At 72.7% G+C, this 20,084-nt stretch carries 16 protein-coding genes; 8 read left to right on the top strand and 8 right to left on the bottom strand.

All coding sequences use genetic code 11. The features are described 5' to 3' along the window. Nucleotides 1-205: 205 nt before the first annotated feature. Nucleotides 206-1,336: an ABC transporter substrate-binding protein gene (locus AS857_RS14725; RefSeq protein ID WP_058043547.1), complete on the top strand. Its 1,131-nt coding sequence runs from the start codon at nucleotides 206-208 to the stop codon at nucleotides 1,334-1,336. A gap of 64 nt (nucleotides 1,337-1,400) precedes the next feature. Here AS857_RS14725 and AS857_RS14720 read toward each other — a convergent pair whose 3' ends face one another. The 4 genes from AS857_RS14720 to AS857_RS14705 all read right to left on the bottom strand — a co-directional run bounded on the left by AS857_RS14720 (nucleotide 1,401) and on the right by AS857_RS14705 (nucleotide 4,096). Continuing rightward, nucleotides 1,401-1,982: a 2OG-Fe(II) oxygenase gene (locus tag AS857_RS14720; RefSeq protein WP_216823974.1), complete on the bottom strand. Its 582-nt coding sequence runs from the start codon at nucleotides 1,980-1,982 to the stop codon at nucleotides 1,401-1,403. A gap of 19 nt (nucleotides 1,983-2,001) precedes the next feature. Then, a complete protein-coding gene (locus AS857_RS14715) occupies nucleotides 2,002-2,769 on the bottom strand; it encodes a hypothetical protein (RefSeq protein WP_058043545.1) in 768 nt (255 codons plus the stop codon). 155 nt (nucleotides 2,770-2,924) lie between these two features. Further along, entirely contained in the window at nucleotides 2,925-3,521 is a 597-nt protein-coding gene (locus AS857_RS14710) for an N-acetylmuramoyl-L-alanine amidase (protein WP_216823973.1), read from the bottom strand. Then, nucleotides 3,518-4,096: a TetR/AcrR family transcriptional regulator gene (locus AS857_RS14705; RefSeq protein ID WP_058043544.1), complete on the bottom strand. Its 579-nt coding sequence runs from the start codon at nucleotides 4,094-4,096 to the stop codon at nucleotides 3,518-3,520. Before AS857_RS14705 ends, AS857_RS14710 begins: the two co-directional genes overlap by 4 nt. Before the next feature lie 303 nt (nucleotides 4,097-4,399). On the opposite strand from AS857_RS14705, the gene AS857_RS14700 reads away from it, so the two are divergent. The 5 genes from AS857_RS14700 to AS857_RS14680 all read left to right on the top strand — a co-directional run bounded on the left by AS857_RS14700 (nucleotide 4,400) and on the right by AS857_RS14680 (nucleotide 10,852). Next, the gene (locus AS857_RS14700; protein ID WP_058043543.1) at nucleotides 4,400-4,990 is read left to right on the top strand and encodes a 2Fe-2S iron-sulfur cluster-binding protein; all 591 of its coding nucleotides are present in this window, start codon (nucleotides 4,400-4,402) and stop codon (nucleotides 4,988-4,990) included. Beyond that, a complete protein-coding gene (locus AS857_RS14695; RefSeq protein ID WP_058043542.1) occupies nucleotides 4,987-5,979 on the top strand; it encodes an FAD binding domain-containing protein in 993 nt (330 codons plus the stop codon). Before AS857_RS14700 ends, AS857_RS14695 begins: the two co-directional genes overlap by 4 nt. After that, on the top strand, nucleotides 5,976-8,117 hold the full coding sequence (locus AS857_RS14690) for a xanthine dehydrogenase family protein molybdopterin-binding subunit (RefSeq protein ID WP_058043541.1): 2,142 nt from the start codon (nucleotides 5,976-5,978) through the stop codon (nucleotides 8,115-8,117). Before AS857_RS14695 ends, AS857_RS14690 begins: the two co-directional genes overlap by 4 nt. Further along, nucleotides 8,110-9,255 (top strand): XdhC family protein, encoded by a 1,146-nt coding sequence (locus AS857_RS14685; protein ID WP_058043540.1) that lies wholly within the window; start codon nucleotides 8,110-8,112, stop codon nucleotides 9,253-9,255. Before AS857_RS14690 ends, AS857_RS14685 begins: the two co-directional genes overlap by 8 nt. Before the next feature lie 253 nt (nucleotides 9,256-9,508). Next, entirely contained in the window at nucleotides 9,509-10,852 is a 1,344-nt protein-coding gene (locus AS857_RS14680; protein ID WP_058043539.1) for a cation:proton antiporter domain-containing protein, read from the top strand. Between the two features lie 60 nt (nucleotides 10,853-10,912). Here AS857_RS14680 and AS857_RS14675 read toward each other — a convergent pair whose 3' ends face one another. Further along, the gene (locus AS857_RS14675) at nucleotides 10,913-12,319 is read right to left on the bottom strand and encodes a DUF2252 domain-containing protein (protein ID WP_058043538.1); all 1,407 of its coding nucleotides are present in this window, start codon (nucleotides 12,317-12,319) and stop codon (nucleotides 10,913-10,915) included. 5 nt (nucleotides 12,320-12,324) lie between these two features. Then, entirely contained in the window at nucleotides 12,325-13,314 is a 990-nt protein-coding gene (locus AS857_RS38890; protein WP_144440818.1) for a hypothetical protein, read from the bottom strand. A 168-nt stretch (nucleotides 13,315-13,482) separates the two neighbouring features. Between AS857_RS38890 and AS857_RS14665 the strand changes: the two genes are divergently transcribed. Further along, on the top strand, nucleotides 13,483-14,850 hold the full coding sequence (locus AS857_RS14665) for a diacylglycerol/lipid kinase family protein (protein WP_058043536.1): 1,368 nt from the start codon (nucleotides 13,483-13,485) through the stop codon (nucleotides 14,848-14,850). Here the strand turns inward: AS857_RS14665 and AS857_RS14660 are convergent. Together AS857_RS14660 and AS857_RS14655 are read right to left on the bottom strand one after the other, a co-directional pair. After that, nucleotides 14,818-15,357 (bottom strand): potassium channel family protein, encoded by a 540-nt coding sequence (locus AS857_RS14660; protein ID WP_058043535.1) that lies wholly within the window; start codon nucleotides 15,355-15,357, stop codon nucleotides 14,818-14,820. The genes AS857_RS14665 and AS857_RS14660 overlap by 33 nt on opposite strands. Then, the gene (locus tag AS857_RS14655) at nucleotides 15,354-17,006 is read right to left on the bottom strand and encodes an MFS transporter (RefSeq protein WP_079110334.1); all 1,653 of its coding nucleotides are present in this window, start codon (nucleotides 17,004-17,006) and stop codon (nucleotides 15,354-15,356) included. Before AS857_RS14655 ends, AS857_RS14660 begins: the two co-directional genes overlap by 4 nt. Before the next feature lie 273 nt (nucleotides 17,007-17,279). On the opposite strand from AS857_RS14655, the gene AS857_RS14650 reads away from it, so the two are divergent. Continuing rightward, complete coding sequence (locus AS857_RS14650) at nucleotides 17,280-19,991, top strand: winged helix-turn-helix domain-containing protein (protein WP_058043534.1); 2,712 nt, start codon at nucleotides 17,280-17,282, stop codon at nucleotides 19,989-19,991. Nucleotides 19,992-20,084: the final 93 nt, after the last annotated feature.

The following is a 20,084-nucleotide window of genomic DNA, read 5'->3' as shown; positions in this document are numbered from 1 at the left end:
GCAGTTTAAGGACACCGAGGGGAGCACGGCAGCAAGTTCCGTTTCCCGGCGTCCGAGGCGCTGCACGCCCTCGATCACCGAAGCCGAAGCGGCCGGGCGCTCACCGCGACCACTCCTTGAACATTCAATGACATCGTCCTAGAGTGAGCGCCGGAGAGTCATTGAACTTTCAAGCTCTCCCACCTCCCCCCATGAAGGAGCCTTCGTGAAGTCCACCCGAAAGGCCTGGGCCACCGTCGTCGCCCTCGGTGTCCTCGCCGCGAGCGGAGCCACCGTCGCCGCCGCCACCCCTGCCGCCCGCCCCGCGCCGAAGAGCGCGAGCGAGGACGAGCAGCTGCAGAAGCTGTACCAGGACGCCATTGCCGAGGGCGGCCGTCTGGTCGTCTACGCCGGCGGCGACAAGCCGGGCCAGGCCGACTCCCTCAAGAACGCGTTCGTCAAGCAGTTCCCCAAGATGAAGGTCGACACCGTCGTCGACTTCAGCAAGAACCACGACGCGCGCCTGGACAACCAGATAGCCGGGCACAAGGTCGTGGCCGACGTCGTCCACCTGCAGACCCTCGACGACTTCCCGCGCTGGAAGAAGGAGGGCGCGCTCGAGAAGTACAAGCCGGTCGGCTGGAACAAGGTCTACGACCAGGTCAAGGACAAGGACGGCTACTACACGGGCCTGTTCTTCATCGCCTTCGCCAACGTCACCGCGACCACGCTCGGCGACAACGCGCCCGTCGAGGCCCAGGATTTCCTGAAGCCCGAGTTCAAGAACAAGCTCGTCTTCACCTACCCGAACGACGACGACGCCGTTCTGTATTACTTCAAGCAGCTCACCGACAAGTACGGCACCGGCTATCTGAAGGAGCTCCTCGCCCAGAACCCCAAGTTCGTCCGCGGCACCGCTGACGCCTCCGGCCTGGTCGGCACCGGCGGCTACGTGGCGAACTTCGGCAGCTCGGGCAGCTCCAGCGGTCTGTCGAAGACGAGCATCCCGGAGAAGTCGCCCTGGGTCGCGTGGCCGCAGACCGGCGCCATCCTCAAGGACGCCCCGCACAAGGCCGCCGCCAAGCTGTACCTGAGCTGGATCCTGTCGAAGCAGGGGCAGCAGAACCGCTGGAGCGCCCGCACCGACGTCGCCACCCCGGCCGGCCGCAAGGGCATCTTCGACTACCCGAACATGAACCCGCTCGGCCTCGGCGCGTTCATGAGCGACCGTGCCGCCCTCGACCGCTACAAGGCGCTCATCAACCTTTACGTCGGTGATGTGAAGGGCGCCAACCCGGCCGACCCCGAAGGCCGGCTCGGCCTGTACCCCGTCGACCAGAACGGCACACAGGGCTAGCACACCGCAGGCGACCCGGCGGGTGGCCCCGGTTCCCCCGCACGCACCCGCCGTGCCGACCGCCCTACGGGTCCCAGAACCAGACGGCGACCGTGAGCCTGCTGCTCGTGCGTACGGGCGGCACTTCGTGGACCGCGTCCGAAGGAAAGGCGATGACGGACCCCGGGTCGACGGCGACCTTGACCCGGCAGGTCTGCCAGGTGACGTCCGGGGACGTGTCGAAGAACGTCAGGCTTCCGCACGACGCCGTTGCGCCCTTCGGGGAAGCCGTCCCGCCGGACGCGGAAGGCACGGGGTCCTGGGCCACGTGCAGGACCGCCGACACCCGGCGGCGAAGGGCCGGGAACCCGGCGCCCGACGCCGTGACGTCCGCGTGGGGCACGAAGCGGTCACCGTGCTCGTAGCGCAGGAACTGCGGTGTCTCGCAGTGGCCCAGGGGCACCCCGAAGCGATCCGCCAGCGTGTCGCGGAGGGCTTCGAAGCGGCGCCGTACGGGTTCCGCCACAGCCGGCGGAACACGCACGGCGCTGGTGCGCCGCACGTGGCGGCCGACCCGGCGGCCCGTGGGGGTGAGGACCTCTGCCGGGCGGCCCTCGCCCGCCCTCATGGCCCGGGCGAGTGCGCCCAGGAGAGGGGGTTCCACCACGGACGCGAACACCGCCACGTCACGACTCGGCCGGAACATCCCCGTCCCCCGTCCCGAGTGGTGCCGTGTCCTCCTGGTCGAGTCTTCGCAGCTCTCTTCGGGCGGCCGGCGTGACGCCGGCCCAGCTCCAGAAGACGCGGGTCAGCGTCGCGTCGTAGGCCGGGCTGGGATGCAGCGTCCACGCGAACGCTCCCCTGTGATGCCGGTGGGCGTACGCGCCCAGCGCGTTCAATTCGGAGAACCCCAGGGGGCGCCGGGCCTGGATGTACCCGGACAGTTCCATGCCGTGCTCACGCCTGCTGTGCTCCCGCAGTTCCCCATAGAGCCACCGCGGGTACACGAGCGGCTGGCGGCGCATGTAGTCGCAGCTGACCGGGTGCCCCAGAAAGCGTTCCGTCGCCGTCCGCCAGGGCACCCCGCGGCGGAAGTGGCGGTCCGGGGTGTACAGCATGCGGGGGCGGCCCGCTCCGTCCATCAGGTCGGCCGGGATCATGAGGCGGCGGACCACGCAGTCGGAGTCGAGGTGCGCGATGAGGTCGGCGTCGGTGAGCCGGTCGGCGAGAACCTTGGTGACCTGCTGGCCCAGGTAGTCCTCGGCGTAGTCCGGGCACCGGACGATGCTGTCGGCCTCGATGCCGTACCGGGTGAGACGCGATGCGCTCCTGCGGGGCACCACCACGATGACACGGCGGAACCCGGTACAGCGGCGCCGAACGGCGGACAGGCAGTGCCGGAGCCACGCGAAGTCCTTGGCATGGCTCCGGATGACGATGTCGACGGTCGGCACGGCGGCGCGGCCCCCCGGTGCTACTGCTCGGAGCCGGCCGGGACTCCACCCGGCGGCAGGCACTGGGCGACCATTCCGGGCCCGGTATTGGCGATCACCTCACCGGCGGAAAGCTCCTCGCGCCACGAGGGTTCCAGGGCCCGGTGCACCCCGGCCTAAGGTTCCTGTCCGTGGCCGAGCCCGGTCCAGAAAGCCGACACGGCTTTCCAGGGGAAGAGCGGTCCGGGGTCGATCCGGCGGCGCACGTTCACCTCGGGGCGGTCCGCTGCCGGGACCAGGGCGGTATCGAGATCGCTGTGCCGGTACAGGTCGGTGAGGTGGCGGAATTCGCCGCGAAGCGCCCTCAGCACCTCCCGGAGTGATTGCACCTGCGCGGCCGGGAACGGCTCGGTAGGGGTCTGGTGGCCGGCGTCGAACCAGCGGGGGTATCGCCCGCGGTTGATCAGTTCGATGCCGATGGACGGGGTGTTGTGTCCGCGGACGTGTTGGGCGACGCGTTCGAACGGCACCAGTTGGTGCACCGTACCGTCCCGGTCGAGGTACAGGTGCCCGCACATCCCGCGCCCGATCTCGCTCGCCCGTGCCGTCTTGTCGGCTTCCAGCAGCGCCTCGTCGAAACCGGGCAGCTCGGTGGCGTGCAGCACGACCATGGTGATGGTGTCGAGAGGGCGCTCGGGCAGCCGGTGGTGCCAGCTGACGAGGTGATCGCAGGCATAGCGTTCCATGAGGCCCATGATTCCCGACGCGGTCACCGCCCCGGCGCTCCCGCGCGCAGTCCGTCCATGACGAGGTCCAACAGCCGGGTGGCGCGCGGCTGCCAGTCCGAGCGGGGGTCGATCTGCCAGAGGCCGGCGATGGCGAGGAGGAAGTCGTCCGGGGAAACGCCCGGGCGGATGGTGCCTGCCTGCTCGTTGGCGCGGAGCAGGAGGCCGGCCGCGGAGGTCACCGGTGCGTGTCCCGGCTTCGCCGGTCCCCCGGGCCTGCTGGTGGCCATGCGGATCGCGTCCGCCAGGCCGGCCTTGGTCATGGCGAACCGCGCGAGGCGGTCCATCCACTCGCGCAGGGCCCGCTCCGGTTCCCGCGTCTCGAGCAACTGGGCCGCCGTGTCGGCGACCTGCTGCATTTCGTAGCGGTAGATCTCGAGGACGAGTGCCTCGCGGTGGGGGAAGTTGCGGTAGAACGTGCCCTGCCCGACGCCCGCCTTCTTGGCGATCGCACTCAGCGGGGCGTCCGGGCAGCGCGTCAGCTCGGCCACCGCAGCTTCGAGGATGCGCTCGCGGTTTCGCCTCGCGTCCGACCGCAGAGCCGCGTCCTTCTTCTCCTGCACTCGTCCTCCCGGCGGCGCGTGCCCGAATCCCGCCCTTGTTAACCGGACAACTGTCCACTACGCTCCGAATGAGCGGACAGTTGTCCGCTTGTGCTCACCATAGCGGCGGACACGGCCTGCTGGTGGCCGTTGCGGCACCGGCTTTGCGATCTCCGCCGCCTACGGTGCTCCCGGACCCACGTCGCCACGTACGTACAGCGCGCCCCCTCCCGCCCGGACCTCCACCTCCTGATTCGGCTCCTGATTCGTCTGCCTGCCGGCCCGCCCCTCGGCGTGCTCCGGATACGCGAAAGAAGGCTGATCATGGCCCCACCCCCCTCACCCACGCACAGCTTCGTCACCTTGGACATCAACGGCGACAAGCACACTCTGACCGTCGACCACCGCACCACCCTCCTCGACGCGTTACGCGAGCGCCTCGACCTGACCGGCACCAAGAAGGGCTGCGACCAAGGGCAATGCGGTGCCTGCACCGTCCTGCTCGACGGACGCCGGGCCGTGGCCTGCCTGCAGCTCGCGGTGGCGGCCGAGGGACGTGCGATCACCACCGTCGAAGGCCTCGCCGAAGACGGTCAACTGCACCCGGTCCAGCAGGCGTTCCTCGACCTGGACGGCTACCAGTGCGGCTACTGCACTCCGGGGCAGATCTGCTCGGCGATCGGAGTGATCGAGGAACACGCAGCAGGGTGGCCGAGCGCCGTCACCGACGACGTACGGCCCGAAGCGGGCCCGCCCCCGCTGACCGACGACGAGATTCGCGAGCGGATGAGCGGGAACCTGTGCCGCTGCGCCGCCTACGTGTCGATCGTGCAGGCGGTCGCCCGCGCGGCCGCTGTCCGGACGGAGAGCACGGAGCACGCGGCGACCACGGCGGCCGAGGGGGCGGCCGCGTGAAGGAGTTCGGATATCAGCGCGTGTTCGACGTCTCCGGCGCCCTCGCCCTGCTCGATGCCGATCCCGGCGCCCGCTTCCTCGGCGGCGGCACCAACCTCGTCGACCTGATGAAGGCCGGCGTCGAGCGCCCCGCCCGCCTCGTCGACGTGCGCGAACTGCCCTTGGGCCGCATCGAGCCGACCGCGGACGGAGGTCTGCACATCGGCGCGACCGTCACCAACAGCGACCTCGCCGCGCACCCCGACGTCCGGCGCCGCTACCCGGCGCTGGCGCAGGCGGTGCTGGCCGGCGCCTCCGGGCAGCTGCGCAACATGGCCACGGTCGGCGGAAACCTGCTCCAGCGCACCCGCTGCGGCTACTTCACCGACGTGACCAGACCCTGCAACAAGCGCGTCCCCGGCAGCGGCTGCCCCGCCGTCGAGGGCGAACACCGCAACCACGCGATCCTGGGAGCCTCCGGCCACTGCGTGGCGGTCCACCCCTCGGACATGGCCGTGGCGCTGACGGCCTTCGACGCCGTCGTCTCGTACGAAACGACCGGGGGTCCGGGTGCGTTGCCGCTGACCGAGTTCTACCTGCCCGTGGGCGACACGCCGCACCTGGAGACCGCCCTGCCGCAGGGAGCACTGATCACCGGCGTCACCCTGCCACCCGCTCCGGCCGCCGCCCGCTCCCGCTACCGGAAGGTGCGCGAGCGTGCCTCGTACGCCTTCGCGATCGGCTCGGTCGCCGCCGCGCTGGACCTCCGGGACGGCGTGATACGTGATGCGCGCCTGGCCTTCGGCGCGGTCGCGTCCCGGCCGTGGCGGGCCACGGCGGCCGAACGGGCGCTGACCGGGGCGCACCCCGGCGGCGAGGCGTTCGCCGCCGCAGCGGACGCCGAACTGGCGGCCGCCGAGCCGCTGCCGCACAACGGGTACAAGGTGACGCTGATGCGCAATCTCGTGGTGGCGGTGCTGTCCGAACTCGCCGAGGAGGCCGCCCGATGACCACCGCCCCAACGGCACGCAAGGGCGCCGTCGGCACCGCGCGCACCCGGGTGGAAGGCCGCGACAAGGTCACGGGAGCGGCCCGCTACGCCGCCGAGGTCCCCTTCGCCGGACTCGCCCACGGCTGGCTGGTGCTGTCCACCGTCGCCCGTGGCCGCATCCGTTCGCTGGAAACGGACGCGGTCCTCGCGATGCCGGGGGTGCTCACCGTTCTCCACCACGGGAACGCCCCGCGGGTCGACACCGGCTACATCGGTCTCCTGGGGGTTCCGCCGGACCCGACCTGCGCCGCGTTCCAGCACGACCGGGTGCCGCACATGGGCTGGCCCGTGGCGCTGGTCGTCGCCGGGACGCCCGAGCAGGCCAGGGAGGCCGCCGAAGCGCTCGTCGTGCACTACGAGGAGGAGCCGTACGACATCGCGTTCTCCGGCGGCCGCCCGGACGCGTACCCCTTGGACGGCCAGCTGCCGGCCGTCGTCGAGAAGGGGGACCTGGAGGCCGGGCTCGCGGCGTCCGCCGTCGTCGTGGACGCGGAGTACGCCACCCCCGAAGAGCACCACAGTCCGATGGAGCCGCATGCGGCCACGGCCCGCTGGGACGGCGGCCGGCTCGAGGTCGTCGACTCCAACCAGGGCACCACCTGGGTCGCGGGCGAGCTCGCGAGCCTGTTCTCGCTCGACCCGGCCTCGGTCCGGGTGCGGTCCGAACACGTCGGCGGCGGGTTCGGCAGCAAGGGGCTCCGCACCCATCAGGTGGCCGCCGTGATGGCCGCGACCGTCCTCCGGCGCCCGGTGCGGGTCGTCCTGACGCGCCGCCAGATGTTCTCGCTCGCCGGCTACCGCAGCCCCACGGCACAGCGGGTCAGGCTGGGCGCCGACGCCGACGGGCGGCTGCGCGCGCTGGAGCACCGCTCGCTGAGCCTCACCTCCACCGTGTACGAATTCGTCGAGCCGAGCGCCGCTACGGGCCGGGTGATGTACGACGCGGACGCCCACCACACGGTCAACCGGGTGGTACGCCTCGACGTGCCGACCCCGAGCTGGATGCGCGCACCGGGCGAGGCGCCGGGCTCGTTCGCGCTGGAGGCGGCGCTCGACGAACTCGCCGAGAAGTGCGGCATCGACCCCATCGAGCTGCGCGTGCGCAACGAGCCCGAGCGGGGACCCCTGTCCGGCCTGCCCTTCAGCGGCCGCCACCTGCTCGCCTGCTTCCGGGAGGGCGCCCGCCGCTTCGGCTGGGCGGACCGCGACCCTCGTCCCGGCGTGCGCTGTGAAGGTCGCTGGCTGCTCGGCACGGGCACGGCGGCGGCCTCCTTCCCGGTGATGGCCCGGCCGTCCACGGCGGCCGTGACGGCGGAGGCGGACGGGACCTTCACCGTACGGATCTCCGCGGCGGACATCGGCACCGGCGCACGGACCGCGCTCACCCAGGTGGCCGCCGACGCGCTGGAGACCGGACCGGACCGCGTCCGGGTGCGGATCGGGGACAGCGACTTCGGACCGGCGATGATCGCCGGAGGTTCGATGGGCACCCGCTCCTGGGCCTGGGCGATCACCGCTGCGGCCGCCGAATTGCGCGAGCGGCTCGCCCCGGGCGCCGACATCCCGCCGCAGGGGATCACGGTACGGTCGGACACCACCGAGGCCGTCGATGCGCTCCCTCCGAAGGAACGGCACTCCTTCGGAGCCCAGTTCGCCGAGGTCGCCGTCGACGTCGGCACCGGCGAGGTACGGGTGCGGCGCATGCTCGGCATCTTCGCGGCGGGCCGGATCGTCAACCCGCTCACCGCCCGCAACCAGTTCGTCGGCGGAATGGCCTGGGGCATCTCCATGGCCCTGCACGAAGAGGCCGTCCGGGACCGCGCCTCCGGCGGTCACTACGGCGCCGACCTCGCGGGATACCACGTCGCCACGCACGCCGACGTGCCCCGCATCGAGGCGGACTGGATCGACGACCCCGCCCCGGACCCGGACGACCCGGTCGGCATCAAGGGCATCGGCGAGATCGGCATCGTGGGCGCCGCGGCGGCCGTCGCCAACGCGGTCTGGCACGCGACGGGCGTACGCCACCGGAGCCTGCCCATCAGGCCGGACCGCGTCATCCTGGGCGGGACGAGCACGAGGGAACCGCATGCTTGACATCGCCGAGGAGCTGCACCGCTGGGCCGGGCAGGGCAGGGACTTCGCCGTCGCCACCGTCGTGGCCGTCACCGGCAGCGCCCCGCGCGGCCCCGGCGCCGCCCTCGCCGTCGACGGCGAGGGCACGGTCATCGGCTCGGTCTCCGGGGGCTGCGTCGAGGGAGCGGTGTACGAGCTGTGCCGGCAGGCGCTGGCAGACGGCGAGACGGTCGTCGAACGGTTCGGCTACAGCGACGAGGACGCCTTCGCGACCGGGCTCACCTGCGGCGGGGTCATCGACGTCATGATCACGCCGGTCGCCGCGGACGCGCCGTGGCGGGCGATGTTCCGATCGGCGTTGTCGACTGCTGCCGCAGGGGAGCCGGTGGCGGTCGCCCGGGTCGTCCGGGGTCCGGCCGGGCTCCTCGGCCGGCTCCTGCTCGTGCGCGACACGGGAGCGTACGACGGCACCCTCGGCGGCCCCGCGGCACTGGACCGGACGGCAGCGGCCGAGGCCCGGGCCGTGCTGGACACCGGCCGCACCGGCACGGTCGAACTCTCGGAGGACGGATCGCACTGCCCCGGTGGTCTCACGCTGCTCGTCGAAGCGAGCGTGCCGCCGCCCCGCATGATCGTCTTCGGTGCGGTCGACTTCGCCGCAGCGCTCGTGCGCGCGGGCAAGTTCCTCGGCTACCACGTGACCGTGTGCGACGCCCGCCCCGTCTTCGCCACCCGGGACCGCTTCCCCGGGGCCGACGACATCGTGGTCGACTGGCCGCACCGCTATCTGCGGCGCACCGCGGTCGACGGGCGCACGGTCCTGTGCGTGCTCACCCACGACGCCAAGTTCGACGTACCCCTGCTGAAGGAGGCGCTGCGGATGCCGGTCGCGTTCGTCGGCGCGATGGGCTCGCGCCGCACCCACGCGGACCGCGACCGGCGGCTGCGCGACGCAGGCGTGACCGACCAGGAGCTGGCCCGGCTGAGGTCGCCGATCGGCCTCGACCTCGGCGCCCGTACGCCCGAGGAGACGGCCCTGTCGATCGCGGCGGAGATCGTGGCGGCCCGGCGGGGCGGGACGGGAGTCCCCCTGACCGGCTCGGGCACGCCCATTCACCATGCCGCCGAGGGAGAACGGAGGGCCGACGCGGCCGCCTGAAGGACGTGGCATCGCCAGTTGTCCGTCAGCCCTTGCGGGCATCAGCGGTCCTATCCGCCGGCCCGGAACCCGTGTGCGTCCATCGGGTGAGCGTCCGCGTGTCCAGTGCCGGAGGGCGCACCGTACCGATCACTCTTCCTGGACAGGTCCGCCCGCGCGGGCACGAGGGGCCCGACCGCCCCACCCCGGCATCCGGGCCGGCGCGGGAGCCACGTCGGTGCGCAGCGCGCCGCGGCGGGCCGGAGGAGGGACTGTGAGCGGAGGAGGCGGCGGGTGGGCGGTGGCTGCGGTGGCCGCCGTCACCGGTGGGTACGCGCTGGTCTCCCGGCGGCTGGCCGCGACCGTCGTGTCGGCCCCGATGGTGTTCACCGCCGCGGGCGTGCTCATCGGCCCGGTCGGCCTCGGGCTTCTGGATCTGGAGCGCGACACCGGGCCGGTGCTCGCCCTCGCCGAGGTGGCACTGGCGCTGGTCCTGTTCACCGACGCCGCCACCGTCCGTTCGGAGGAGTTCCGCAACGGCTGGTTCCTGCCCGTCCGTCTCCTCTCCGTCGGACTGCCGTTGACCATCGTGGGCGGTGGTCTGCTCGCGTGGGCGCTGCTGCCGGGCCTGACGGTATGGGAGTCGGTGCTCGTCGCGGTGATCCTCGCGCCCACCGACGCCTCCGTGGGCAAGGCCGCCGTGTTCGCACGGCGCATCCCCGCGGTCGTGCGGCACGGGCTCAACGCCGAGTGCGGGCTGAACGAGTGCCTGGTCCTGCCGGTCTTCGCCGTCCTCCTCGCCGGGCTGCCCGGGACAGCGGCATCTCACGAGGGGGTGACGGGAATCCTCCGGCAGGTCCTGCTGCTCAGCCCCGTGCTGGGCCTGGTGGCCGGGGGGCTCGGTGGGGTGCTGCTGTCCAGGTCGTGGGCCGCCGGGCGGGTCACCGACGACTGGCGCCGCATTCTCCCCCTCGCCCTCGCCGCGGGGGCGGGCGCGCTCGCGGCGGCCACGGGCGGCAGTCCCTTCGTCGCCGCCTGGGTGGCGGGGTTCGCCTTCGCGGCCGCCATGCGCGCGGGACCGCCGCCGGAAGTCGTAGCGAACGCTCAGGACGCCGGGGACGCCGAGGACGCCGAGGACGACACCCTCGAGTCCGTGGAGCATCTGGCGGCGCTCCTGGCTTCGCTGACCTTCCTGGTCTTCGGCGCGGTGCTGCTAGGCCCCGCCCTGCAGCACCTGAGCCGGCCCATCGTCATTTACGCGGTGCTGAGCCTGACGGCCGTGCGCATGCTGCCCACCGCCCTCGCGCTCGCCGGCAGCCGGCTGTCCTCCCCCACCCTGGCCTACACCGGATGGTTCGGCCCCCGTGGCCTGCCCTCCCTCGTCCTCGGGCTGCTCGTGGCGGCCGAGAAGGTCCCGGAGGCCCGGCTCATGGGCACCGTCGTCGCCGTCACCGTCGGGCTCGGCATCCTCCTGCACGGCGTCTCGTCCGTTCCTCTCGCCGACCGGTATGGCCGGTGGTACGAGCGAGCCCGGGCCCGCCGCCCGTCCCTGCGGGAGAGCGTGGCCGACAGGGTGGTGGCCGACGAGCACGTCCTGCCCGAGTGGAAGAACCGGTGACGTCAGGCCGGCGGAAGAGCCGGTGACATCGGAGACGTCGGCCCGGCGGGCACGGACGCGTCACGCCCGCCGGGCCGCGACACGGCCACGGCGTACGGCCTCGTCGAGCGCCCGGAAGTCGAGCTCGTTCCGATCGGCGTAGGCCTCGGCGAACTCGGCCGCGGCCCGGTCGAAGGCCTCGCCGCCGCCCAGGTACGCGGCGATCGCGATCCGGTCGCCGGAACGGGCGTGGGCGCGGGCCAGGGTGGCACCGCACAGCTCCCCGTAGAGCTGCAGCTGCCCCGGCGACATGGTCTCGGGACGGGCGCTTCCCTTCCAGTCACGCAGCTGCCGGACGTAGAAGTCTCGTCGGCGCCCGTCTATCCCTTCGGCACGCTCCCACCCGAGGAGGATGTCGCCGACGGCCTGCATCAAGCGCTGTCCGCAGACCACGCGCTGTCCTTCGTTGCCGTACGCGCTCGGACGCACGTACGGTGCCAGCACCGACGGGCCCGCCTCCTTGGCCTGCAGGAACAGCGGATCGTCGTCGTCCCTGCCGAGCATCAGCACGATCCAGCAGCGGGTGCCGACGCTGCCGACGCCCACGACCTTGCGCGCGGCGTCGGCCATGCGGAACCGGCTCAGGAGGTGCCGGCGGTCGGAGGCGAGGCTGCGGCCGTACTGCTCGACGAGCAGGCGGAGGCGTTCCTCGAGTTCGGCCCGCCGGTCGTCGGGCAGCAGGTCGCTCAGCGGGACGAGCAGGGGCGGATCGGCGGCGATCCGCCGGGCTCCGTCGACGACCACGGTGAGCCGTTGGGATGCGTGCAGGTGGTCGCGGTGACGCGCGGTTTCCAGCGCCCGGGAGACCCGGCGGCGATCCTGCTTGCCGATCCGGTCGGCGAACAGCACGCGCAGGTGTTCGGCGTCGAAGTGCGCGTACCAGACGTCGAGGTTGCGCATCTCGGCGAAGCCGCGCATCGCCTGCCGGTAGGCCCGCACGCTGCCGCGGACGACCTCCGCGCGCCGCTTCCCCGGGAAGCCGTTCTCCCGTCCCGCGATCGCCAGGCTGGCGGCCAGCCGATCGACGTCCCACTCCCACGGCCCGGGCAGGGTCTCGTCGAAGTCGTTGACGTCGAAGACGAGGTGGCGCTCGGGTGAGGCGAACAGGCCGAAGTTCAGGAGGTGGGCGTCTCCGCACAGCTGCGCCTCGATCCCGGTGGTGGGCCGGGCGCCCAGGTCCGCGGCCATGACGGCCGCGGCGCCGCGGTAGAAGGCGAAAGGCGACTCCAGCATCCTGCCGTAGCGGATCGGTACGAGTTCCGGCACGCGCTCGGCGCTCTGCCGTTCGAGGATCTCCACCGGGTCCGCCCGGTCGGCCCGGGGTTCGAACCCGGCGTGGGCCGAGCGCGGCATCCGCCCGCGGGCCGCCTTGCCGCGCGCCGCGCGTTCGCCCGGCGTCAGTTGGGGTTCCTTCGTGCTCGAGGCCATCTCCCTCACTCCTCGTCCCCTCCTCGTCCCCGGCGTGACCGGCGGTGCACGAACCAGACGCCCGCCGCGAACAGGGAGACCGCGACGAGGACGAGCAGGCACGTCCCCCAGAACCCGCCGGTCAGCCGGAGCCCCGCCACGGCAGCCACGGCGGCCACCACGAAGGGTGCGACGGCGAGGGCGAGGAACCGCAGTACGGCGGCGACGCCCGCTGCCGTGGGCACACGGACGAGCCGCCTGTGATGTCCGCCCCGCTGCTCCGCGGCGTCCGGGGTGTAGTACCGCACGGCCTTGGCTCCCAGCCGCAGGGTGTTCTGCCGGTAGATCACCGCGAGTGCGGGCACCCAGATCAGCGGCAGCACCATGCCCACGAGGAACAAGGCCGCGATCAGGGCCGTCGAGACCACCTGCTGGAGCCGGCTGCGCTTCTCGCCCCCGCCCACGATGCCGAGGAGCGCCGCCATCCTGACGATCATCGACCACCGTGTCCGCCGGGGAAGCCGTCCCCGGCCCCCGGGCGGGTGGCGCTTCGTCTCGCTCAGCGCCTTGGCGGCCGCCTCGGTCGAGGGGTACACGTCCTGAAGGACCAGCAGGTCAGCGACGCGGTTCTCGCCCCGGGGGTCGTGTCCGGCGAGGGCGGCCAGTTCGATCACCATCTGCGCCTGGGAGAGCAGGGCCGCGACGAAGCTGACGGGCATGGTGATCATGAACGGCCCGCCCAGCACGGCGCCGTCGGCGATCGTGAGGCGCGTTCCGTGGGCGATGACGTCCCCGCGGAGCTCGTCGGCCCCGGCCAGGGGCTTGGCCTGCTTCCGGCGGGCCACGTAGGCGTCGGCCCGTGGCCCGAACCGCCTCACCGCGAAGAGGGCCAGTTGCTCGGGCATGTGCTGCGGATCGGCCCAGATCATCGGCAGCAGCGCCTGGGCCTGCACCGTCGCCGACCCGGCCGTACGGGCCGGTCGTGATCCCTCGGTGGTACGTCCGCCGCCGTTCATCAGTCCTACTGTGGGTCCGGTGCGCCGGGCCTGCCTCACCCGTTCCGGGTGAGGGTGGTGCTCCGGCGGGCGGCGACCATGGGTGAAGAGTCCGTCCGGGCCGCGAGGGCCGGAGGTCTCTGAGGGACTGGAGGTCCTATGAGGCGTGGTCCCATGAAGCATGGCCCTATGAGGCCTGCCGCCGCCCGCGGAGGGGCGAGGCAGCGCTGGTGTGCGCGCCTGGCGGTCGCGGCGACCGTCGGTGCGGTGGTGCTCCTGCTGTCCGCCGCGGGGCTCAAGAGCGTGGTGCTGGTGGCCGTGGGGCTGGCCGGCCTGGTCGTTTCGGCGGCGGCCGGGTGGTGGGCCCTGACGCGCCGGGGCTTGGTGAGGAGCCTCGCCCTGGTGCTGGCCGTGGCGGCCCCGGTGGCCGTGCTCGCGTCGTACGTCGCGGCGCAGCTGCTCTGGCTCGTCCTCGTCTCCTTGGCGCTGTGGGCGCTGGCCGCCGTCGCCGGCTGGACTGCGCTGAGGTCGGAAGCCGTCCCCGCCGCCACGGCTCCCGGCCGGCCCGTTCCGCCGCCCGGGCACGCCTGTCTGCTGATGAACCCTCGCTCGGGCGGCGGGAAGGTGGGGCGCTTCCGGCTGAAGGAGAAGGCCGAGGCGCTGGGGGCGGAAGTCGTGCTCCTCGGCTCCACTCCCTCCTGGGACGTCGCCGAGCTCGCCCGCGACGCCCTCGCCCGGGGCGCGGACCTGCTCGGCGTGGCAGGCGGTGACGGTACGCAGGCGCTGGTGGCGGGTGTGGCGGCCGAGCACGGGGTGCCGTTCGTGGTGATCCCGGCCGGGACGCGCAATCACTTCGCCCTGGACCTCGGGCTCGACCGCGAGGACCCGTCCGGGAGCCTGGAAGCGCTCACCGACGGGGTGGAGCTCCGGGTGGACCTCGGGCGGGTCGGCGGGCGCGTCTTCGTCAACAACGCGTCCTTCGGCGCGTACGCGGAGGTCGTGCAGAGCCCGGCGTACCGCGACGACAAGGTCGGCACCTTGCTGCGGCTGCTGCCCGACGTGCTGACCCATCAGCACGGCCCCCGGCTCACGGTCCGCGCCGCCGGTGCGGTGACCGTCGACGGCCCGCAGGCCGTACTGGTCAGCAACAACCCGTACCGGGTCGGCGACCGTGCCGGGCTGGGCCGGCGCGACCGGCTCGACGGCGGAGTGCTGGGGCTGGTGAGCGTCAAGGTCGACAGCGCGGTGCAGGCCGCCGATCTGCTCCGCGGCAGGCGTGCGCCCGGCCTGGTGGCCCTCACCTCCGGCGAGATCGTCGTCGACGCGGACCGGCCGGAGGTGCAGGTCGGCATCGACGGCGAGGCGCTGGCGCTCCCCGCTCCGGTGCGCTGCGTGTCGGAGCCCGGTGCGCTCCGGGTACGGGTTCCCCGGCACCGTCCGGGGGTTCCGCAGGCGCGGCCGCGGCTGGACTGGCGGCGCCTGTGGGAGCTCGCGTTCACGGCGGGCCGTGGCCGGGACCGTTCCCTACCCGCGGCCGGTGCTCCCGGACCCCGGTGACGGCCCGGCAGCAGGCGGTTGCCCGTCGGCGTTCCCGCGCGCGAGGGCGTGCTGGACCGCCCCGACGACGACGTGGGCGGCGACGCCGATGAGCAGGATGTCGCCCGCCATCTGCACCATGGTGACGACCCGTGCCGGTTCGGTGCGGGGGCTGATGTCGCCGAAGCCGACGGTGCTGAAGACCGTGAGCGTGAAGTACAAGGCGTCGGTCCGGTTGAGGGGCTCACTGAAGCTGCCCGGCCCGGTCTGCTCCATGAGGTAGTAGGTGGCCGCGAAGAGCAGCAGGAACAGCGGCACGGTGGTGGCCAGCGCCTGGACGGCTCGCAGACGGGGCCGGGAGGAGCGCATGATCGAGCGGATCTGCCAGGTGAAGAGGGCGGCCACGACGGCAAGGCCGAGGACGAGGCCCACGGCGTTGCTTCCCTCGAACTTCTTGTCCAGGGGGAGGAGGTAGTAGGCGAGGACGAGACCGGTCGCGGTCCCGATGGGCCGCAGGACCACGCTCACCGCCCGGTCTCCCCTGTCTTCTTCCCCGTCCTCCCCGTCCTCTCCGTCCTCTCCGTCCTCTCCGTCGTCCCTGTCTCCCCGGTCAGCCGTTCGGCCGGCAGGTGGCGGGTGAAGGGGAAGGCGCCGAGGGTGACGGCCGCGGCGGCCAGGACGGCGGCCTTGAGGGCGTCGAGCTGCGCCGAGGCATAGGAGTCGACGAGTGCGTCGGCTTCGGACGACGGGAGCGAGGCGCGTGCGGCGGCGTCGCGCACCTGGTCCGTGCTGACGAAGCTGACCCCGGCCTCCATGGCGATGCCGGCCTGCCGGCGTGCCGCGTCCGAGATCTTCGGGTTGTCGTCGATCTGCGTGGTGAAGGCATGGACCAGGGCACCGATCAGCAGGGAGCCGATGAGTGCGGTGCCCAGGGACGAACCGAGGTTCTGCGCGGTGTACTGCAGACCGCCCGCCTCGCTGCGTTCCTCCTCCCCGACGCTGGACTGCACGACATTGCCCAGCTGGGAGGCGAGGAGCCCCATGCCCAGGCCGAGGACGGCCATCGCCAGGCCGAAGGAGAGGTTGTCGATGTCGGGCTCGATCGTGGCCAGCAGCCACACCTGCGCCGCCACGAGCACCAGCAGGCCGCCGCGCACCACGGTCCTGGGTGCCGCGACCCGGCCGAGCAGCGGCCCGGCCATGGCGGACAGCAGCATGGTCACCGACACGGGCAGCAGCCGGAGTCCTGTCTGGAAGGCGTCGAAGCCCTGCACCACCTGGAGGTACAGCGGGATGATGAAGAACAGGCCCAGCAGGACGAGGTTCTGACAGAGCAGCATGGTCAGTCCGGACCGCAACGGCGGTACCCCGAACAGCGACAGGCGCACCAGGGGTTCCCTCCCCCGCGCCCGCTGCCGCCGTTCCCAGGTGCAGAACAGCCACAGCACGACGGCCCCCGCCGCGATGACGAACACGGTCGGGGAGAAGCCGAAGACGGTGAAGGGCGGGTTACGGGGCTTGAGCCATCCCCAGGAGCTGCTCTGCAGCACGCCCAGGACGACCAGGGCCAGCCCGGCCGCGGACAGCGCGACGCCTCCCTTGTCCAGCGCGGTGCGCGGCTCCCGCGGGACGTCCGGGATCCACCGGATGACGCACAGCATGGCGATGACCACCACGACCTCGCCGGCGAACACCAGCCGCCAGGTCAGGTACGTCGTCACCCAGCCGCCGAGCAGCGGCCCCACGGCGATGCCGGCACCGGCCAGCCCGCCGATGACGCCGTAGGCGACCGCCCGTTCCCGGCCGCGGTACGCGCCGGCGACGAGCGCGGCGAGCGCCGGGAGGACGAGGGTGGCACCGAGCCCCTCGACCACCGACCAGCCGACCGCCAGCACCCACAGCGTCGGCGCCACCGAGGTGACGGCGGACCCGGCTCCGTAGACGATCAGCCCGACCGCGAAGGCCCTGCGGCGGCCGAACGCGTCGCCGAGCTTCCCGCCGGTGATCATGAATGCGGCCATGACCAGCGTGTAGAGGGTGATGACCGCTTGAATCGCCGTGACCTCGGTGTCGAAGTCCTCGACCAGCGTGCTGATCGAGACATTCATCACCGACGTGTCCAGCACCATCAGGAACTGGGCCGTCCCGAGCACGATCAGGGCCCGCCATCGTTTCACGCCTGCGCCTTTCCGCGTTCTGGTGCGCCCCGGTGACGGGCGAGCGGCTGCTTGATCGAATTGACCGGGTTGGTCGAATTGATCGGGTTGATCGGGTTGATCGCACTCTAGAACCGCACGGCGAAGGGGCGGCGTTTTCGACGCTTTCGGCAGGGTGTGTCGCCCTGCTGCTCAGGAGATCCGGACCGGCCGGAACCCGGAGCGGGTCCGTGTGCGATCAACGGTGGAACGTGGTGAAGATGGAGAGGAGCGGTCTAGCACGGTGGTGATCGGATGCCTCCGACCGATGCCCCGTTCTCCGGTGACTTCTCCGGCGACGGGCGCGGAACGACACTGGCCTGGTCCGGCGACCCCCTGCTCGCCTCGAAACTCTCGGTACCCGCCGCCCTTCGCGCCCACGTCCCCAGGCACCGCCTGCGCGACAGGCTCGGCGCAGGCACTGACGGGCCGATCACCCTGATCACCGGTCCCGCAGGCGCGGGGAAGACCACCCTCGCCGCCGCGTGGGTACGGGACGGCTCGCCTCCCGGCCCCGTGGCATGGCTGACGCTCGACTCGTACGACGGAGCACCGGGCGTCTTCTGGAGCTACGTCGTGGAGGCCCTGCGACGCGCGCTCCCCCGGCAGCTGCCCGACGGCATCACCGCGCCCGCCTGCCCGGGCAGCGTCGGCACCTCCCTGCTGACCCGGCTCGCCGCCGCGACGGAGCACTTGCCCGGACCCGTGGTCCTCGTACTGGACGGCTTCGAGAAGGTGGCGGGCCGACGGGTACCGGCCGGTCTGGAATACCTCCTCGAACACTGCGGGCCGCTGCTGCGGCTGGTCGTGACCAGTCGGCTGGACCCGTTGCTGCCGCTCCACCGCTACCGTGCCGAGGACCGGCTGACGGAGATCCGCGGCGCCGACCTCGCCTTCGCCCCGCACGAGGCGGCCGCCCTGCTGCGCAGGCAGGGCCTCAAGCCGACAGACGACGTGGTCCGTGCCCTGACGCAGCGCACCCAAGGGTGGGCCGCCGGTCTGAGGTTGTGCGCCCTGGCCATGCAGCGCACCGGCGACCCGGCCGGCTTCACACGCTCGTTCACCGGCTCCGAGCAGGCGGTCTCGGGCTATCTGAGCGCCGAGGTGCTCGACGCCCAGCCCGCCGCCACCAGAGAGCTGTTGCTGCGCGCGAGCGTCCTCGACCGCCTCCACCCGGACCTGGTGAACGCACTGACCGGGCGCAAGGACGCCGAGGCGGTGCTGGCCAGGCTGACCCACGAGAACGCCTTCGTCGACCCCGTCCCCGGCACGTCCTGGTGCCGGGTCCATCCGCTGTTCGCCGACGTGCTCCGCGCCGAGCTGCGCATACGGCATCCCGCTCTCGCACCGCGGCTGCACGCCCGCGCCGCCCGGTGGCTGGCCGGAGCGGGCCGCACCATCGAGGCGCTGGAGCACGCCGCGGAAGCCCGGGACTGGCGATTCGGCGCCTCCGAGGCCGTTCATCAGCTGATGGTCGGGACCCTGTGCGCCCCTCCGGAGGCCGGACGTGCCGAGCGCGCCTTCTCCCGTATGCCGCCCTCCGTGGCCGGGACCGAACCCGCCCTCGTAGCAGCCGCGTGCCGGCTGGCACAGCATGACCGCGCCGGCTGCCACGAGCGCCTCGCCGTGGCCGAACGGCACCTGCAGCGGAACGGTGCGGAGCCGGCCCCGGAGGTCGGGCTCACCCGCGCGCTGCTGCACCTGCTGTGCGCCTCGCAGGTGGAGGAGGGAGCGGAGGAATCGGCACAGGCCGTCTCGAACTTGATGAGGCAGGTGCCACTCGAACGCCTCCGGGCGCACCCCGAGATCGAGGCGCTGAGGCTGTACGGGCTCGCCCGGGCGTTCCTGGGCTCCGGCCGTCTCGCCGATGCCCGCCGCCTTTCCACCGAGGCCGCCGGGGCCGCCGGGACCACCGGCGCCGCCGAGGCCACCGGGGCCGCCGACGCCCGTACGACCGAGGCGGCGCTCCCCGTACGGCACCTGTCCCTCGGCCTGCTCGCACTGGCCGAGAGCGCCGAGGGCTCCCTGACCTCGGCGGAGGATCACGCGCTGCGCTCACTGGTGATGGCCGACCAGTACGGCGCACCGCCGGACCACCGATCCGGCGCCGGTTACGTCGCCCTGGCCGTGGTGGCGTTCGAACGGGACGACCAGGAAGTCGCCCAACGCCGGCTCGAACAGGCCCTCGCGTGCCCCGACGTGCGCGAAGACCCGGTCCTGGCGACCGAAGCAGCGGTGCTGCGATCCCGCCTGGAACTGGCCCGGGGTCGCCGGGAGGCAGCCCTCACCGCCCTCCCCCGCCCGGGAACGGGCGGCGCGCCGTGGTCCGTCCAACGGGTCGCGCTCACGCGCTCGGCCGTGGCGCTGGCCCGAGGGGACCACCAGGCCGCCGTCGCCGCCGTACACGGCACCCGGTCCGACGGCCCGGCGTCCCTCGTCGCCCTGGCCCGCGCCCACCTCGCCGCCGGACGCACCGACCGCGCCCTGCGACTGCTGGCCCGTGCCGAGGCCTCCCCGGACCTGAGCCGGCCGGACCGGGTGGACGCCCAGCTGCTACGGGCCCGTGCCGCGCTCCTGGCCGACGACCGGACGGCTGCTCAGCGCCTGCTCGACCGGGCCCTGGACGCTGCCCGGCCCGAGCGGCTGCGCCGGCCCTTCGCCGAAGCCGAACCCTGGCTGCGCCACCTGCTGAACACGGCGGGCAGTTCCGGTCCTGCACGGAACCGGGGAGCCTGGCTCAGCACGCACGGAGACGAACCGGCCCCCGTTCTCGTCCAGCCCCTCAGCAGCCGTGAACGCGACGTGCTGTTGTGCGTCCAGAAGATGATGTCCGCCGACGAGATCGCCGACGAGCTCACCCTCTCCGTCAACACCGTGAAGACCCATCTGCGGAGCGTCTACCGGAAGCTGTGCGTCTCGCGGCGTCGCGACGCCGTGGAGCGAGGCCGGGAACTGCACATCCTTTGACTCCGGCCTCTTCTCCCCCGTTCCCTCCTGTTCCCCCCGTCCCCCCGTTCCACCTGTTCCGGGTGGTGGCGCAGGCTCCCGACTCGCCCACGC

This window comes from Streptomyces roseifaciens (assembly GCF_001445655.1).
Taxonomy (GTDB): Bacteria; Actinomycetota; Actinomycetes; order Streptomycetales; family Streptomycetaceae; genus Streptomyces; species Streptomyces aureoversilis.
Note: the sequence above shows the minus strand (reverse complement) of the source record. Positions and strands in the feature narration are given on the sequence as shown.

Coding starts and splice junctions, on each gene's coding strand:
- AS857_RS14675 (WP_058043538.1), bottom strand. CDS start 12,319: ATGGCCTCGAGCACGAAGGAACCCCAACTGACGCCGGGCGAACGCGCG.
- AS857_RS38890 (WP_144440818.1), bottom strand. CDS start 13,314: ATGAACGGCGGCGGACGTACCACCGAGGGATCACGACCGGCCCGTACG.
- AS857_RS14665 (WP_058043536.1), top strand. CDS start 13,483: ATGAGGCCTGCCGCCGCCCGCGGAGGGGCGAGGCAGCGCTGGTGTGCG.
- AS857_RS14650 (WP_058043534.1), top strand. CDS start 17,280: ATGCCTCCGACCGATGCCCCGTTCTCCGGTGACTTCTCCGGCGACGGG.
- AS857_RS14685 (WP_058043540.1), top strand. CDS start 8,110: ATGCTTGACATCGCCGAGGAGCTGCACCGCTGGGCCGGGCAGGGCAGG.
- AS857_RS14690 (WP_058043541.1), top strand. CDS start 5,976: ATGACCACCGCCCCAACGGCACGCAAGGGCGCCGTCGGCACCGCGCGC.
- AS857_RS14700 (WP_058043543.1), top strand. CDS start 4,400: ATGGCCCCACCCCCCTCACCCACGCACAGCTTCGTCACCTTGGACATC.